Here is a 16,150-nt window from a genome sequence, read left to right as displayed (position 1 = left end):
CCTGCCTGCCGAGCCCCCGCCGAGCCCCCGCTTCCCCGCGGATCCAGCGCCGGCCGCGCGACCGCGGCCCCCGCTGATCCCCGTCCTGGTGCTGCCCGCGCTGGTGCTGGTGCAGGTCGGTGTGGTCTGGTCCGGGCACGGATCGGCGGCCCTGTGGGCGTGGTGGGCGGTCGCGGTGCCGATGGCGGTGCTGGTGGCCGTGCGGGACCGCGTCGCCGTCGCGCTGCCGTTCGCGCTGTGGTGGCCGGACGTGGCGATGGTGGGTGCGGTGCTCGGCTACTCGCTCACGGCGGTGCCCGCCGGGCACCTCGCGTCCGTCGCCGCGGGGATGCTGGTGGTGTGCGCGCTGGCGCTCCTCCGCTTCCTCCGGTCCCGATCGTCCACGTCGGACCGGCGGCGCGGCCGGTGAGCGCTGGGCCGTCCCCGCGGCGGGGACGGCGCAGCCCGGTCGTCGGTGGCGGTCAGCCGCGGACGACGTTCACCAGGTGCTCGACGGCCTTGTCCACGTCGATCTCCTCGCGCTCGCCGGTGGCGCGGTCCTTGACCTCGACGACGCCCTTCGCGAGACCCTTGCCGACGACGAGGATCGTGGGCACGCCGACGAGTTCGGCGTCGGCGAACTTGACGCCGGGCGAGGAGGTCCGGTCGTCCAGCAGCACCCGCACCCCGGCCCCGTCGAGTTCCGCGGCGAGCCGCTCGCCGCCCTCGCGGACCGTCTCGTCCTTGCCCGCGATGACCACGTGCACGTCGGCGGGGGCGATCACGCGCGGCCACACCAGGCCGAGCTCGTCGTGGCTCTGCTCGGCGATGGCGGCGACCAGGCGGGACACGCCGATGCCGTAGGAGCCCATCGTGATCCGCTTCGGCTTGCCGTCCTGGCCGAGCGCGTCCAGCCCGAACGCGTCGGCGTACTTGCGGCCCAGCTGGAAGATGTGCCCGATCTCGATGCCGCGGGCCGCGACGAGGGTGCCGCCGCCGTCGGGCGCGAGGTCGCCTTCCCGGACCTCGGCGGCCTCGATGGTGCCGTCGGGGGTGAAGTCGCGGCCGCACACCAGGTCCACCACGTGGTGGTCGGCCTGGTCGGCGCCGGTGACCCACGCCGTGCCTGGCACGATGCGCGGGTCGGCGAGGAAGCGGATCCCGTTGTCCTGCAACGCCTTCGGGCCGATGTAGCCCTTCACCAGGAACGGGTTCGCGGCGAAGTCGGCCTCGTCGAGCAGCGCGACCTCGGCGGGTTCCACGGCGGCTTCGAGGCGCTTGAAGTCGACCTCGCGGTCGCCGGGAACCGCGATGGCCAGCAGCTTCCACTCCTGCGCACCCGGTTCGCGGGTCTTGACCAGCACGTTCTTCAGGGTGTCGGCGGCGGTGAACTCGCGGCCCAGCCCGGCGCCGTTGAGGTGGTCGACCAGGGTCTCGATGGTCGGCGTGCCGGGCGTGTGGTGCACCTGCGCGGCCGGCTTGTCCTCGATGGACTCGGCTTCGGGCACCGGGGTGACGACGGCTTCGACGTTGGCCGCGTAGCCGGATTCGGTGCTGCGCACGAAGGTGTCCTCACCGGTGGGGCTCTCGGCGAGGAACTCCTCGGAGGCGGAGCCGCCCATCGCGCCGGAGGTCGCGGCGACGATCACGTAGCGCAGGCCCAGCCGGTCGAAGATCCGGATGTAGGCGTCCCGGTGCAGCCGGTACGAGTTCTCCAGCCCCTCGTCGTCGAGGTCGAAGGAGTACGAGTCCTTCATGACGAACTCGCGGCCGCGCAGGATGCCCGCCCGGGGCCGCTCCTCGTCCCGGTACTTGGTCTGCACTTGGTACAGCATGACCGGGTAGTCCTTGTACGAGTTGTACTCGCCCTTGACGGTGAGGGTGAACAGCTCCTCGTGCGTCGGCCCCAGCAGGTAGTCGGCGCCCTTGCGGTCCTTGAGGCGGAACAGCAGCGGGCCGTACTCGGTCCACCGCTTCGACTGCTCGTAGGGCTCCCGCGGCAGCAGCGCGGGGAAGTGGATCTCCTGGGCGCCGATGGCGTCCATCTCCTGGCGCACGACCTCTTCGACGCTGCGCAGCACGCGCAGGCCCAGCGGCAGCCACGAGTAGACGCCCGGGGCGGCGCGGCGCACGTACCCGGCGCGCACGAGCAGCTTGTGGCTCGGCACCTCGGCGTCGGCCGGATCCTCGCGAAGGGTTCGCAAGAACAACGTCGACATCCTCGTGATCACGGCGGGCGCTCCTCGTGCTGGTCGGTGGGGTGCGGCGATCCGTCGAGGGTATCGGCAGCTACCGGGGCTGATGCCAGCGGATTGCCGGTGCGGTGCGCCGGTCGGCACCGGGTGGCCGCCCACTACGCTGGCCGACCGTGCTGGTGCTGCTGCCCCCTTCCGAGACCAAGGCCGCCGGCGGCGACGGGCCGCCGCTGGAGCTGGACGCGCTCGCGCACCCGGAGCTGACGCCGACGCGGCGGAAGCTGGCGGAGGCGCTGCGCTCGCTGGCGGCGGACGTGCCCGCGAGCCTGTCCGCGCTGGGCATCTCCGCGCGGCAGACCGCCGAGGTGGAGCGCAACGCTGCGCTGTTCGACTCGCCGACGGCGCCGGGCCTGGAGCGCTACACCGGGGTGCTGTTCGACGCGCTGGACGTGCGCTCGCTGCCCGCGCCGGAGCGGTCCCGGGCGGACGCGCGGCTGGCGGTGGCCTCGGCGCTGTTCGGGCTGGTGCGCGGCGCGGACCGGATCCCCGCCTACCGGCTGTCGGGCGGCAGCGCGCTGCCCGGGTTCGGCGGGCTGCGCACGGTGTGGCGGCCGGTGCTGGAGCCGGTGCTGCAGGGCGCGGACGACTTCGTGGTGGACCTGCGCTCGGGCGCGTACGCCGATCTGGCGCGGGTGCCGGGGGCGGTGTCGGTGCGGGTGCTGTCGGAATCGGCGGACGGGACGCGCAAGGTCGTCAGCCACCACAACAAGTCCCACAAGGGGCGGCTGGCCCGGGTGCTGGCCGCCGCCGCGGACGAACCGGCCGATGTGGACGGCGTGCTGCGGCTGGCCCGCGGCGCCGGGATGCGGGTGGAGCAGGAGTCCGAGCGGGCGCTGTGCGTGGTCGTCCCCGCCTGACCGCTCCCGCCGCCGACCGGGGACCGCGCACCGGAACGCTCACCGAGAGCTGCCGCGGCGGCACGCCCCGCGACCGTAGTTGATCTTGAACGCGGCCCCGCCGGGCCGATCCGATGACCACATCGGGTAGACTGCGGGCGCACTGGACAACCGCTCGCACGGGACGATCCCGGCGAGTGAGACCGGCCCCCGTTGGCGATCGGTCCTCCCCGGCTCCGGTGCTCCGACATCCACCAGCGGCGCCGTCGATGCGCCGGGCTCGTCCTTGTGATCAGCGCACGACGCGCTACCTCCCCGAGACGTGCCAGTTCCCGGAGGTTCGCAGTGCGTCCTGACTCGTCCCCCGCCGCCCGCTCCCGGCGCCCCCGCCGTCGCGGCTCCAAGCCCGCCGCGGCACCCGCTCCGAGCCTGTTCGACCAGGTCGGCGTGACCGCGGTCGACCCGGCGCCGTTCGACTCGCTGGGCCTGCCGCAGAAGCTGGTGGCCGCGATCGCCGACGCCGGGCTGGAGCAGGCGTTCCCCATCCAGGCCGCCACCATCCCGGACGCGCTCAGCGGCCGCGACGTGCTCGGCCGCGGCCAGACCGGGTCCGGCAAGACCCTCGCGTTCGGCCTGCCGCTGCTGGCGATGCAGCGCGGCAGCGCCCGGCCGCTGCACCCGCGCGGCCTGGTGCTGGTGCCCACCCGCGAACTCGCGACGCAGGTCACCACCGCGCTGAAGCCGCTGGCGAAGTCGCTGGGCCTGTACGTGCGCGAGGTCGTCGGCGGGATGCCGTTCAACCGCCAGGCCGACACGCTGCGCCGCGGCGTCGACGTGCTCGTCGCCACGCCCGGCCGGCTGTCCGACCACGTGCGGCAGGGCACCTGCGTGCTGTCCGAGGTGGAGCGCACCGCCCTGGACGAGGCCGACCAGATGGCCGACATGGGCTTCCTGCCGCAGGTCCGCGAGATCCTCGACCTGGTCCCGGCCGACGGCCAGCGGCTGCTGTTCTCCGCGACCCTCGACGGGGACGTGGACAAGCTGGTGCGCGAGTACATGAACGACCCGGTGGTGCACTCGCTGGCACCGCCCGCGGCCAGCGTGGACAGCATGGACCACCACCAGTTCCTGGTGTCCGCGGACGACAAGCTCTCCGTGCTCTCCCGCATCGCCGCTCGCGACGGCCGCACCATCATGTTCGTGCGCACCAAGCACCACGCCGACCGGCTCACGAAGAAGCTGCGCGCGTCGGGGGTGCGCGCGGGCGCGCTGCACGGCGGCAAGGCGCAGAACGCCCGGACCCGCATCCTCGACGAGTTCCGCGCGGGCACCACCGAAACCCTGGTCGCCACCAACGTCGCGGCCCGCGGCATCCACGTCGACGACGTGAGCCTGGTCGTGCACGTGGAGCCGCCGGCGGACCCGAAGGACTACCTGCACCGCGCGGGCCGCACCGCCCGCGCCGGCGCCACCGGCACCGTCGTCACGATCGTGACCGACGACCAGAAGCGCGCCTTCCAGCAGATGGCCTCGAAGGCCGGGGTGAACGCGACGACCACGAAGATCTCGCCGCAGGACGCGGAACTGGAGCGGCTGACCGGGGCCCGCGAGCCCAGCGGTGTCGCCGTCGTCGAACCGCGCAAGGAGACGCCCTCGCGCGGCGGCGGCCCGAAGGGCGGCGGCCGCAGGCAGGGCGGACCGCGTCCGCCGCGCGGCGAAGGCCAGGGCCGCGGCCGCGAGGGCCAGGGACGTCCGGCCCGCGAGGACCGGCCGGCCCGCGGCGACCAGCGCGGCCGCCCGTCCTTCGACGACCAGCGCGGCGGCGACCGGAGCAGGCGCGGCGGCCCGAACTCCCGCGGCGGGCAGCGCCCGCAGCGCTCCCGCCAGTCCTGGGCGGGCTGAGCGTGGCGTCTTCGCGCGCCGTCGACCTCGCCGCCGCGAGCGCGGGCTTCCTGTCGTTCTGGGCGGAACCGCACGTGGCCACGTTGACGACGGTGCGCCCGGACGGCACTCCGCACGTGGTGCCGGTGAACTCCACGCTGGACGTCTCGGCGGGCACCGCCCGGGTGCTGTGCTCGGCCGGTTCGCACAAGGCGCGGCGCGTCCGGGCCGCCGGTGCCGCCGGGGCCCGGGTGGCGCTGTGCCAGGTGGACGGTCGCCGCTGGGCGACGGTGGAGGGCGTCGCGGTGGTCCGGGACGACCCGGAGTTCCGCGCCGACGCCGAAGCCCGCGCCGAAGCCCGCTACGGCCGCCCGCCTCGGCCCAACCCGAACCGCGTCGTCATCGAGATCACCGTCACCAGGGCCCTCAGCAACCTCTGACGCGGTGCCCCGGCTCAGCCGGAGCGCGTGGCCGGGGCGCGCTCGACGTGCGCGTGGCAGGCGGCGAGGAGGTCGCGGAAGCGGCTGAGGCGGGCGATCTCCGCGTCCAGCGCGGCCAGCCGGTCGCCCGCGACCCGGGTGGCGTCCCGCAGCAGCTGCTCCTGCCCGGGGAGGTCGAGCGGAATTCCGCGCTCCGGCAGCGCATCCCCCTCGATCAGGTGCAGGTAGCGCGCCATCGAGGCCACGTCCTCGACGGTGAGCCCGAGCGCCAGCAGCTGCCGGACGATCCGCACCCGCGCCACGTCCCGCTCCCGGTAGGTGCGCTGCCCGGTGGCGGTGCGCTCGGGCGGGTCGAGCAGGCCGCGCTGCTCGTAGAACCGGAGGGTGCGCGGGGTGGTGCCCGCCGCTGCCGCCGCGTCGCCGATCCGCATCCGCGCTCCTCCTGCTCGTCCCCGCGCCGGTCTTCCTAGGGTTCCACCAGCACGGCACCGACGTGGCGCCCGGCCAGCAGGTCCTCCAACGCCCGCGGCGCCCGGTCGATTCCGCTGATCCTGGTGTGCGGGAAGTCGATCTCGCCGTTGCGCAGCCAGCTCGCGAACCGCTCGTTCCACTCCGGCAGCGCGTCCGGGTGGTCGTCGGCGCGGAACCCGGTGACGCGGACACTCTTGAGGATCAGCTGCGCGAGGTCCAGGTCCACCGGTGCCCGCATCCGGGGTCCCGCGGTGGCGTACTGCGCGGTGAGCGCGCCGGTGAGGGCGATCCGGGCGTGCGGGCGGGCGGCCTCGACCGCGGCCCGCAGCTGCTCGCCGCCGACGAGGTCGACGACCACGTCCAGCCCGTCCGGTGCGGCCGCTGCGAGCTGCTCGCCCAGCGGTTCCCCGCGCAGCACGGCGGCGTCGTAGCCGAGCTCGTCGACGAGCCGCCGCGCCTTCTCCGGGGAGCCGACGCTGCCCACCACCCGGCCCGCGCCGAGCAGCCGCGCGATCCGACCGGCCAGCGAGCCGATCGCCCCGGCCGCGTTGCTGACGAACACCGCGTCCCCGGGCCGCACCGGCGCGATCCGGGTGAGCGCGGCGTAGCCGGTCCAGCCGTGCGAGAGGTGCAGCAGCGGGTCGGGCAGCGCGTCGCCGAGCGGCGCGCACCGGTCGGCGGGCAGCACCGCGAACTCGCGCCAGCCCGCGCCGTGCGACACCAGGTCACCGGGGGCGAACCCGCCGCCGGCCGCGACGACCTCGCCGACGGCGGGGCCGAACGGCACGCCGCCCGGGTGCAGGCCGGGGAAATTCGCCACGTCCTGGCCGAGGGCGGTGGTGACGGCCGCGCCGAAGACCTGGAAGCCGAGGTTGCGCACCAGCAGCTCCCCCGGCCCCGGCTCGGGGACGGCGGTCTCGACGACGGTGAAGTCCTGTGCGGTGGGCAGGCCTGCGGGCGGGTGGGCGAGGCGGACCTCGCGGGACGTGCGGGACATCGGGTTCCTCCCGGTCGTGGCTGGAGCGGGCGGACGCTAACCCCTGACCCGCGCGTCAAGGTCAAGCGCGCGCACCTGATCGCGCTCGCCGCGGCCGCGCGTGGTGAGGTGGTGAGGTGAGCGAGCAGCGGGAACCGGTCGACGTGGTGGGCATCGGAGCGGACGGCTGGGACGGCCTGACCGAGGTGGCGCGGCAGCGGATCTCCGCCGCCGACGTGGTGTTCGGCAGCCGCCGCCAGCTGGACCTGCTGCCGCCGGGCACCGCGGAGCCGGTGGCCTGGCCGTCGCCGATGCTGCCCGCGCTGCCCGGCCTGTTCGAGGAGCACGCGGGCCGCGCGATCTGCGTGCTGGCCAGCGGCGATCCGATGTTCCACGGCGTCGGCGCCACCCTGGCGCGGGTGCTGGGCGCGGAGCGGCTGCGGGTGCTGCCGCAGGTGTCGTCGGTGGCGCTGGCGTGCGCCCGGATGGGCTGGGCGCAGCAGGACGTGTCCGTGGTGAGCCTGGTGGGCAGGCACGCCGAGCTGCTGCACCCGGAGATCCAGCCGGGCCGCCGCCTGGTGGTGCTCAGCTCGGACGCGCAGACCCCGGCGCGGGTGGCGGCGCTGCTGGTGGCGCGGGGTTTCGGCGGCAGCTCGATGGCGGTGCTGGGCGACCTCGGCGGGCCGGGCGAGTCCCGGGTGGCGGCGACGGCGGCCCGCTGGCCGCACCCGGAGGTGGCGGCGCTGAACGTGATCGCCGTGCACTGCTCCCCCGACGACGACGCCGAACGCAGGCCCCGCACGCCCGGGCTGCCGGACGAGGCGTTCCAGCACGACGGGCAGCTGACCAAGCGGGACGTGCGCGCCCTCACCGTCTCCCGGCTCGCCCCGACGCCCGGTGAACTGCTGTGGGACGTGGGTGCGGGCGCCGGTAGCATCGCGATCGAGTGGATGCGCTGCGACCCGGCGAACCGCGCGATCGCCGTCGAGCACCGCGAGGACCGGGCGGCCCGCATCACGACGAACGCGATGACCCTCGGCGTGCCCGGCCTGGACGTGGTCGTCGGTGCCGCGCCCGGCGCGCTGGACGACCTGGAGGCGCCCGACGCGGTGTTCGTCGGCGGCGGCGCGACGGTCCCGGGAGTGCTGCAGCGGTGCTGGGACGTGCTGCGACCGGGCGGCAGGCTCGTGGTGAACGCGGTGACGATCGAATCGGAGGTCCTGGTGGCGGACTGGTACGCCCGCTGCGGCGGAGAGCTGGTGCGGATCGCGGCGGAGCATGCCTCCCCCGTCGGCGGGTTCACCGGCTGGCGGCCCGCGATGCGCATCACCCAGTGGACGGTGGCGAAATGACGGTGCACTTCATCGGCGCCGGCCCCGGTGCCGCCGACCTGATCACGGTGCGCGGGCGGGACGTGCTCGCCGCGTCCCCGGTGTGCCTGTACGCGGGCAGCCTGGTGCCGGTGGAGCTGCTGGAGCACTGCCCGGACGGGGCGCGGCTGGTGGACACCGCGAACCTGGACCTGGACGCGATCCTCGCCGAGCTCGTCGCCGCGCACGAGGCGGGGCTGGAAGTGGCGCGGCTGCACTCCGGCGATCCGTCGGTGTTCAGCGCCGTCGCCGAGCAGATGCGCCGCCTCGACGCGGTCGGCGTGCCCTACGACGTGGTGCCCGGGGTGCCCGCGTTCGCCGCCGCGGCGGCGGCGTTGCAGCGCGAGCTCACGGTGCCGGGCGTCGGGCAGACCGTGGTGCTCACCCGCACCTCGGCGCAGGCGACGCCGATGCCCGCGGGCGAGGACCTGGCGACGCTGGGGCTCAGCCGGGCGACGATGGTGCTGCACCTGGCGGTGAACCGGATCGAGGAGCTGGTGGAGCAGCTGGTGCCGAACTACGGCGCGGACTGCCCGGTGGCGGTGGTGGCCGCGGCGAGCCGCGCCGATGAGGTGGTGCTGCGGGGGACGCTCGGCGACATCGCGGCGGCGGTGCGGGCGGCGGGGATCACCCGGACCGCGGTGGTGGTGGTCGGTGCGGTGCTGACGGCGTCGTCCTTCCCCGACAGCCACCTGTACTCGACGACCCGCTGCCGCAGCTGAGCTCTCTCCGCTAGTGCTCCGTCCTGCTCTTCTGCTGCCTAGCACTGGGGTGGCGGAACCTCAGCGCCCTCCTCGCTGCGGGATCGTTTTCACCGGTGGCTCCGCCACAGGAGAAAACGCTGTCCTCGCGAGGAGGGCGCTGAGAACCCGCGGGTGGTCCCGTTGATCGGGTGGTCGGCGGCTCAGCGGCTTCGCCGCTGACAGGAAACGGCGGAGACCCGCCAGGCAGGTTCGAAGACGGTCAACGAGGTTCCTCCACCCCAGCACTGGGCAGCAGGGGCGGCCGCTCAGGTGCCGATGGCTTGGTCTTCGGCGGCGAGGGGGCAGGCGACGTCGGCGACGTTGCGTTCGAGCCGTTCCAGGACGTCGAGGGCCGCGTGCTGCTCGGCGCCGGTGAGTTCACCGCAGGTGGCGCGTTCCAGTTCCTCCCACATCCGCTCCACCCGGTCGCGCAGCGCGAGCCCGGCGGCGGTGGGTTCGACGAGCACCGCGCGGCGGTCCTGCTCGCTGCGGGTGCGGCGCACGAAACCGGCGCGCTCCAGCCGCTGCACGGTGCGGGTCATGGTCGCGGAGTCGGAACCGAGCACGGTGATCAGGTCGGTCTGCCGCTGCGCGCCGGTGTCCCACAGGTGCATCAGCAGCTGTTCCTGCCCGGGGTGCAGCCCGCAGCGGCGCAGCAGCTGACCGGCGAGCATCCGGTGCGCCCGGGCGAGCCGGAAGATCGCGTAGCTGAGCGGCCCCGCGTCGGAGCACGGCGGCGCTGCTGCGGGTTCCGCGCGGTGCGAGTCCACCGGTTCCCCCTTCTTCCGGTCACCTGATCGGTCAGTCAATCGAACTGCTCACCTTAACTCGCCGACGCACTCGTGCACGGGTGATTGTGACGAGCACTGCACATTCTCCCACGCAGGAAGCTTCCGGCGCATTTACCTGTTCGGACAGGTAACTTCGTCCGCAACCCGGGAGTGATCCGCATGAGCACCGCATTCGACCCGCTGGACCTGGCCGGAACCCGCCTGCGCAACCGCATCGCGATGGCCCCCATGACGCGCAGCCGCGCCGCGGGGACCCTGCCCGACGAGACCACCACCACCTACTACCGGCAGCGCGCCACCGCCGGGCTGATCATCACCGAGGGCGTGCATCCCTCCGAACTCGGCCAGGGCTACCCGAACACCGCCGGCCTGCACAGCGAGGCGCAGGTCGCCGCGTGGCGGGAGGTCACCGACGCGGTGCACGCCGAGGGCGGTGCGATCTTCGCCCAGCTGATGCACGCCGGCCGCATCAGCCACCCCGACGTGCTGCCCCCGGGCAGGCTCCCGGTCGCACCGTCCGCGGTCCGCGCCGCCGGGCAGATCTTCACCGCCACCGGCATGCAGGACATGGTGACGCCGGAGGAGCTCACCGAGGACGGCATCGCCGAGGTCGTCGCCGAGTTCGCCACCGCCGCCCGCAACGCGGTCGAGGCCGGGTTCGACGGCGTGGAGCTGCACGGCGCCAACGGCTACCTGCTGCACCAGTTCCTGGCCGAGGCCACGAACCTGCGCACCGACGGCTGGGGCGGCTCGGTCGAGGGCCGGATCCGGCTCGTCGTCGAGGTCGCCCGGGCCGCGGCGGCGGAGATCGGCGGCCGCCGCGTCGGGCTGCGGCTGTCCCCGGGGACCGGCACGAACGACACCGCCGAGCACTCGGTGGACGAGACCTACTCGGCGCTGGTGGACGCGATCAACCCGATCGGCCTCGCCTACCTGCACGTGCTGGAGAGCGAGGACCGGGAGCTGACACTGCGGCTGCGGGACCGGTACGACGGCGCGTTCCTGCTCAACCCGCACACCCCGGGCCGCCCGACCGGCCCGGAAGACCTGGCGCTGGTGGCGGACGGGACGGCGGACGCGCTGACCTTCGGCTCGCTGTTCCTCGCGAACCCGGACCTGCCCGCGCGGCTGGCCGCGGGCGGACCGTTCAACACCCCGGACGTGGCGACCTTCTACGGCGGCGGCGAACAGGGCTACACCGATTACCCCGCGCTGGCGGCCTGATCCGAGAGGAGTGTCCACGATGGACGGAAACGCGGTCACGGCCGAGTGGGCCGAGCGGTTCAACTCCCCCGTCATCGAGGAGTTCCGCGCGAACGGCGGGAAGGTCGGCGGCGATTTCGCAGGCATGCCGATCCTGCTGCTGCACAGCACGGGTGCGCGCAGCGGCGCGACCCGCACCAATCCGATGGTGTACCTGGAGCACGCGGGCGGCTACCTCGTGTTCGCCTCCAAGGCCGGGGCGGACACCCACCCCGCCTGGTACCACAACCTGAAGGCGAACCCGGATGCCGAGATCGAGGTCGGCACCGAGCGGCTGCGGGTCCGGGCCGCGGAGCTCACCGGCGCCGAGCGGGCGGAGCGGTTCGCCGAGGCGGTCGCGGCGTTCCCGGTCATGGCCGAGCACCAGCGCGGGACCGGCCGGGTCATCCCGGTCGTGGCGCTGAGCCCCGTCGAGGGCTGAGCCGCGGAGGTGGGCGCCCTCCGCGCGATCGGGGGGCGGAGGGACGTCCACCGCCGCGGCGCGATCGGGGCCGGACGGCTGTTCCCCGGCGGGCGCCCGGGTGTGTCCTGGTTCACGGGAGTGCGGTGTTGAGCATGCCGCTGCGGCCGGGTGTCTGCTGATCGCAGCAGAGATCACCGCACCGCACCCACTCTGGAGGAACCCGTGACGAGGTACCGCGCGGCCGCCGGCGCCGCCTCCGCGCTCGCCGCAGCACTCGCCCTGACCGGCGCCGCCGCTTCCGCCGCGGGCACCGCCGAGGTCGCCACCGGATCCGAACCCGTGACCCACGAGCAGAACGACCGCGTCCCCGAAGGCGCGGCCTGGACGCAGCACTACTTCCCGTCCGCGGACGACTCCGGCACCGAGCTGCACGCCGACGTGCTGCTGCCGGAAGGGCTCGCGCCGGGCGAGCAGGTGCCGGTGATCCTCTCCGCCGGGCCGTACTTCGGGCACTCCGGCCAGCTCACCGACGAGGGTTTCGAGCACACCGGACCCTCGAACCGCTTCGACGAGTTCATCGAGGGCACCGACCTGTTCGAGCGCGGCTACGCGTTCGTGCGGGTCGACACACGCGGGTTCGGCGGCTCGACCGGCTGCCTCGACTACGCGGGCCCCGGCGAGCAGGCGGACGTCCGGGCGGCCATCGACTGGGCGGCGAACATGCCGTGGTCCACCGGATCCGTCGGCATGTACGGCAAGTCCTACGACGCGATCACCGGTTTGATCGGCGTCGGCCTCGACCCGGACGCGCTGAAGGCCGTCATCGCGCAGGAACCGATCTGGGACCCGTACCGCAACACCCACTCCAACGGGGTGCCGCGGACGACGGCGGTCAACGTGGCCGGCACCTACAACGGGCTGGCGGCGCTGCCGCAGCTGCCCGACGACGACCCGCACTACCGGGCGAACTCCGAGTACGAGCAGGCGCACCCGGAGTGCCTCATCGACAACCAGGCCGGCTACCTGAACGGCAACCCGGATTCCGAGCACTGGCGGGCACGGGACCTGCCGGAGCTCGCGAAGGGCACCGACACCCCGCTGTTCCTCACCCAGGGCCTGCTGGAGTGGAACACCGAACCGGAGGCGATGCAGGAGTTCCTGGACGACCACGAGGGTCCGGAGCGCGGGTGGATCGGGCCGTGGGACCACGTCCGCGGCGACGAGCGGACCGCGGACGGGCGGCTGGCGATGGGCCGGGAAGGCTGGTTCGAGGAGGCCATGTCCTTCTACGACGAGCACCTCAAGGGCATCGCCCCGCCGGTCCGGTACCCGGCGTTCGCCGTGCAGGACGGCAGCGGGGCCTGGCGCGGGCAGGACAGCTGGCCGATGCCCGACCGCTCCGCGCGGGTCGAGCTCTCCGGCGGGTCCTACGTGGACGACGGCGGCGACGACGGGCCCACCGGCGGCATCGTCGAACGCTCCGAGCCGGTCGCGCGGGACACCCGGATCACCGGGACGCCGCGCATCTCGCTGGAGGCCGAGGGCCGCGGGAACGTGATGGTGCAGCTGCACGACGTCGCGCCGGACGGCACGGCGGTCATGTTCGACGAGCAGGTCGCGGTGCTGCGCTCCGGCACCACCGAGTTCGACCTCAAGTCGACCGACTGGACGCTGCCCGCCGGGCACTCGCTGGCCGTGGAGATCGGCACGGTCGAACCCGGCGGCGTCCAGACCCCGTTCCGCGACTGGATCGACGCGCCCTCGCGGGAGACCGTGCAGGTGCGCGGCGCCCGGCTCGACCTCGCGCTGGACGATCCGGCCGACGACGTGGCGCAGCCCGGCGCGCGGGCTCCGTACCTGGACACCTACCTCGCGATGTTCACCGCACCCCTGCCGCCGGCCGACCCGACGTTCACCCTGCCCTGATCCCGGCCGAGCGGCGGTCCCGCTCCACGACGGGGCGGGACCGCCGGGCGTCCGCATAGCGGGAAGGCCGCAACGCCACCCGCACCCCGCCCCCTCGACCGCGCGCCGGCCGGGGGTTCCCGAGTTTCCTCCGGGCGCCCGAGTTCCCTATCGTGATCATGATGTCCGCGGCGGCGGACGCGGACACCCACCGCGCACGGAGAGGAACCCGCCCAGTGGAGGGGAACGAGATCACCGCGACCGTCGCGGCCCGGTACAACGCACCCGTGATCGCGGAGTTCCGCGCCAACGCGGGCGTGGTGGGCGGAGCCTTCGCCGGGGCCGCACTGCTGCTGCTGACCAGCACCGGCGCCCGCACCGGCCGCGCGCACGTCACCCCGTTGGCCTACCTGGAGGAGGACGGCCGGTACCTGGTGTTCGCCTCGAAAGCGGGGGCCGACGTGCACCCCGACTGGTACTTCAACCTGCGCGCGAACCCGGACGCCCGCATCGAGGTGGGCCCCGACGTGCTGGACGTCCGCGCCCGGGAGATCACCGGCGTGCTGCGGGACGTCAAGTTCGCGCAGCTGACGGCCCTGTTCCCCTACTTCGCCGGATACCAGGCGAAGACGGAGCGCGTGTTCCCGGTCCTGTCGCTCGCCCCGCGCTGACCTTCCATCCACAGTGGACCTATCGGTCGGCGCGGAACCTCCGCGCGCCGATCGGGGAGCTCGCGCGGCGGTACCGCGTGCGGCCCGCGCCTGCTGCAATCGAGGCACGGCTCGGGAAGGAGCTCCGCATGCCGCAACCGCTCGCCGGACGATCCGCACTGGTGACAGGTGCCTCCCGCGGCATCGGTGCCGCCATCGCCCGCCGCCTCGCCGCCGACGGCGCGGCCGTCGCGCTCACCCACTCCGACTCGGCGGCGGCCGCGGAGCAGGTGGCCGCCGAGATCACGGTCTCCGGCGGGCGCGCGCTGGTGCTGCGCTCCGACGCCGGTGACCCCGAACAGGTCCGGGCCGCCGTCACCGCCACCGTCGCGGAGTTCGGCGGGCTGGACGTCCTGGTCAACAACGCCGGAACGGTCCGGACCGGGCACCTGGACGAGCTGTCGCTGGCCGACTTCGACCGCGCGCTCGCGGTGAACGTGCGCGGGCCGTTCGTCGCCATCCAGGAGGCGTCGAAGCACCTGCCCGCGGGCGGGCGGATCATCAACGTCGGGACCTCGCTGGCCGACCACCTGCCGTTCCCGGGCAAGCTCGCCTACGTCACGAGCAAGACCGCCCTGGCCGGGCTCACCCGCGGCGCGGCCCGCGACCTGGCCCCGCGCGGGATCACCGTGAACGACGTGCAGCCCGGCGCCGTCGACACCGCGATGAACCCGGCCGCCGGACCGCGCGCGGAGGGCCTGCGGTCCGCCACCCCGCTGGGCCGGTACGGCACCCCGGAGGAGATCGCGAGCATCGTCGCCCACCTGGCGAGCCCGGACGCCGCGTTCGTCACCGGAGCCACCCTCAACGCGGACGGCGGCTTCGCCACCTGACCGCCCGCGAGCTCCGGCGGCGGAACGTCAGCGGTCGAAGGCGCCGCGGCGGGTGCGGGCGGTGAACGAGGCCCACTCGGCGGTCGTGAACAGCAGGACCGGGCTTCCCGCGCCGAGCTTGGAATCCCGGACACCGACCCGATCCGCGCCCGAACCGACTTCGACGCACCCGTTCGCAGCGTGGCTGCGGGTGGACTTCCGCCAGTCGGCGATGCGGTCGGTCATGCGTGTTCCTCCAGCACTCGTGCGATCAGTTCTCGGGAATCGGACGGCTTCAGCGCTTTGACCTTCAACTGGTCGAAGGCCGTTCGGAACGGCGCCACAGCACCGGGTTCTTCGTAGTAGAGCACCTCGATGCGGTTCTCCACGTACGCGGTTCCGAGCTCGTGGTCGAACTCCGGCGGATAGCTCAGCAGCATGAACGCACCGTCCACGCCGGTGAGCAGACCGGCCGCGAAGGGCAGCACCCGGATCTCCACGTTCGGCTCGTCGTGCCACTCCAACAGGGCGGCCAGCTGCTCGGTGTGCACCGCGCGACCGCCGTTGAGGTGGTGGAGGCACGCCTCGCTGAGGACGGCGTGCACCACGGGCGTTCTCCCGTTACCGAGCACTTCCTGCTGCCGGGCCATCCGGAGCTCGACGCGGCGTTCCCGATCCTTCTTGCGCAGCTTCGGCGCACCGCCCTGCATGATCGCGTCCGCGTACGCCCGGGTCTGGAACAGTCCGGGCACCACGTGCGTGTCCCAGCTCTCGATCTTCTCGGCCATGATCTCGATGCCGAGGAAGAGCTTGAGGTAGTCGGGCAGCGCTTCCTCCGAATCGAACCGGACCCACCAGTCGGTGCTCTTGCGGCTGCGGTCCCGCAGCGAGAGGAAGAAGTCGATCCGGTCCGGCACCCCGTAGAACCGGAGCAGGGTTTCGAGTTCCAGGGGTTTCGGCATGCGGCGGCCGACTTCGAAGTGGCCGATGTTCTGGATGCTGCCGCGGATCGCCTTGGCCGCTTCGGCCCTGGAGGCCCCCTTGCGCTCCCGGAGCCGTGCCAGCTCCCCGGCGATCCAGCGCTTCAGCGCCGTCGGACTCGTGCTCACCCGCTGCCCTTCTCCTGTCGTGGCGTTAGGAGTGTGCCCGGACTGCGCCACCAACATCATCACCCGATCAGGGATCTAGTTCGGAGCGGGCCGCAAAAGTAGCGTGCTCCACATCGGTGCCCGAGTCCGGTGATCACCGCCGCACCGGGCGGAAGAGCGGTTCTCCTTTCCCCCACCGCTCCCCGCCCGGTGCCGCCGGACCGACC

The 16,150-nt window shown here is 73.8% G+C and carries 16 protein-coding genes and 1 pseudogene; 11 read left to right on the top strand and 6 right to left on the bottom strand.

What is annotated here, in order from left to right; all coding sequences use genetic code 11:
• A pseudogene (locus tag LCD31_RS25400) lies at positions 1 to 409 on the top strand (hypothetical protein); the annotation flags it as partial.
• A 52-nt stretch (positions 410 to 461) separates the two neighbouring features.
• Here the strand turns inward: LCD31_RS25400 and LCD31_RS25395 are convergent.
• Positions 462 to 2,210, bottom strand: coding sequence for a proline--tRNA ligase (locus LCD31_RS25395; RefSeq protein WP_224962075.1), 1,749 nt, complete (start codon positions 2,208 to 2,210; stop codon positions 462 to 464).
• A 137-nt stretch (positions 2,211 to 2,347) separates the two neighbouring features.
• Between LCD31_RS25395 and yaaA the strand changes: the two genes are divergently transcribed.
• The 3 genes from yaaA (at position 2,348) to LCD31_RS25380 (ending at position 5,391) form a co-directional block, all read left to right on the top strand.
• Positions 2,348 to 3,091, top strand: a complete 744-nt coding sequence (gene yaaA / locus LCD31_RS25390; protein ID WP_224962073.1) for a peroxide stress protein YaaA — start codon at positions 2,348 to 2,350, stop codon at positions 3,089 to 3,091.
• Between the two features lie 324 nt (positions 3,092 to 3,415).
• On the top strand, positions 3,416 to 4,972 hold the full coding sequence (locus tag LCD31_RS25385; protein ID WP_374201679.1) for a DEAD/DEAH box helicase: 1,557 nt from the start codon (positions 3,416 to 3,418) through the stop codon (positions 4,970 to 4,972).
• A gap of 2 nt (positions 4,973 to 4,974) precedes the next feature.
• The gene (locus LCD31_RS25380) at positions 4,975 to 5,391 is read left to right on the top strand and encodes a pyridoxamine 5'-phosphate oxidase family protein (RefSeq protein ID WP_224962071.1); all 417 of its coding nucleotides are present in this window, start codon (positions 4,975 to 4,977) and stop codon (positions 5,389 to 5,391) included.
• Between the two features lie 14 nt (positions 5,392 to 5,405).
• Here LCD31_RS25380 and LCD31_RS25375 read toward each other — a convergent pair whose 3' ends face one another.
• Positions 5,406 to 5,822, bottom strand: a complete 417-nt coding sequence (locus tag LCD31_RS25375; protein ID WP_224962069.1) for a MerR family transcriptional regulator — start codon at positions 5,820 to 5,822, stop codon at positions 5,406 to 5,408.
• 35 nt (positions 5,823 to 5,857) lie between these two features.
• Positions 5,858 to 6,859, bottom strand: coding sequence for an NADP-dependent oxidoreductase (locus LCD31_RS25370; RefSeq protein ID WP_224962067.1), 1,002 nt, complete (start codon positions 6,857 to 6,859; stop codon positions 5,858 to 5,860).
• Between the two features lie 116 nt (positions 6,860 to 6,975).
• Between LCD31_RS25370 and cbiE the strand changes: the two genes are divergently transcribed.
• Positions 6,976 to 8,190 carry a precorrin-6y C5,15-methyltransferase (decarboxylating) subunit CbiE gene (cbiE, locus tag LCD31_RS25365; protein WP_224962065.1) on the top strand — a complete coding sequence of 405 codons (1,215 nt, stop codon included), beginning with the start codon at positions 6,976 to 6,978 and terminating at the stop codon, positions 8,188 to 8,190.
• Entirely contained in the window at positions 8,187 to 8,930 is a 744-nt protein-coding gene (gene cobM, locus LCD31_RS25360; protein ID WP_224962063.1) for a precorrin-4 C(11)-methyltransferase, read from the top strand. The genes cbiE and cobM overlap by 4 nt, the downstream gene beginning before the upstream one ends.
• A 287-nt stretch (positions 8,931 to 9,217) precedes the next feature.
• Here the strand turns inward: cobM and LCD31_RS25355 are convergent, their stop codons facing one another.
• Positions 9,218 to 9,760, bottom strand: a complete 543-nt coding sequence (locus tag LCD31_RS25355; protein ID WP_224962061.1) for a MarR family winged helix-turn-helix transcriptional regulator — start codon at positions 9,758 to 9,760, stop codon at positions 9,218 to 9,220.
• Positions 9,761 to 9,901: 141 nt separating this feature from the next.
• On the opposite strand from LCD31_RS25355, the gene LCD31_RS25350 reads away from it, so the two are divergent.
• The 5 genes from LCD31_RS25350 to LCD31_RS25330 all read left to right on the top strand — a co-directional run bounded on the left by LCD31_RS25350 (position 9,902) and on the right by LCD31_RS25330 (position 14,856).
• Positions 9,902 to 10,966 (top strand): alkene reductase, encoded by a 1,065-nt coding sequence (locus LCD31_RS25350; protein WP_224962059.1) that lies wholly within the window; start codon positions 9,902 to 9,904, stop codon positions 10,964 to 10,966.
• A 19-nt stretch (positions 10,967 to 10,985) separates the two neighbouring features.
• On the top strand, positions 10,986 to 11,426 hold the full coding sequence (locus tag LCD31_RS25345; protein ID WP_224962058.1) for a nitroreductase family deazaflavin-dependent oxidoreductase: 441 nt from the start codon (positions 10,986 to 10,988) through the stop codon (positions 11,424 to 11,426).
• A gap of 204 nt (positions 11,427 to 11,630) precedes the next feature.
• Positions 11,631 to 13,334 carry a CocE/NonD family hydrolase gene (locus LCD31_RS25340; RefSeq protein ID WP_224962056.1) on the top strand — a complete coding sequence of 568 codons (1,704 nt, stop codon included), beginning with the start codon at positions 11,631 to 11,633 and terminating at the stop codon, positions 13,332 to 13,334.
• Between the two features lie 215 nt (positions 13,335 to 13,549).
• Positions 13,550 to 13,984, top strand: a complete 435-nt coding sequence (locus LCD31_RS25335) for a nitroreductase/quinone reductase family protein (RefSeq protein ID WP_224962053.1) — start codon at positions 13,550 to 13,552, stop codon at positions 13,982 to 13,984.
• Positions 13,985 to 14,112: 128 nt separating this feature from the next.
• Entirely contained in the window at positions 14,113 to 14,856 is a 744-nt protein-coding gene (locus LCD31_RS25330) for a 3-oxoacyl-ACP reductase family protein (RefSeq protein WP_224962051.1), read from the top strand.
• A gap of 27 nt (positions 14,857 to 14,883) precedes the next feature.
• Here the strand turns inward: LCD31_RS25330 and LCD31_RS25325 are convergent, their stop codons facing one another.
• On the bottom strand, positions 14,884 to 15,081 hold the full coding sequence (locus LCD31_RS25325; RefSeq protein WP_224962049.1) for a DUF397 domain-containing protein: 198 nt from the start codon (positions 15,079 to 15,081) through the stop codon (positions 14,884 to 14,886).
• Positions 15,078 to 15,944, bottom strand: a complete 867-nt coding sequence (locus LCD31_RS25320; RefSeq protein ID WP_224962047.1) for a helix-turn-helix transcriptional regulator — start codon at positions 15,942 to 15,944, stop codon at positions 15,078 to 15,080. Before LCD31_RS25320 ends, LCD31_RS25325 begins: the two co-directional genes overlap by 4 nt.
• Positions 15,945 to 16,150: the final 206 nt, after the last annotated feature.

Source organism: Saccharopolyspora sp. 6M (genome assembly GCF_020176775.1).
Lineage (GTDB): Bacteria > Actinomycetota > Actinomycetes > Mycobacteriales > Pseudonocardiaceae > Saccharopolyspora_C > Saccharopolyspora_C gregorii.
This window is presented reverse-complemented; position numbering and strand designations above follow the sequence as displayed.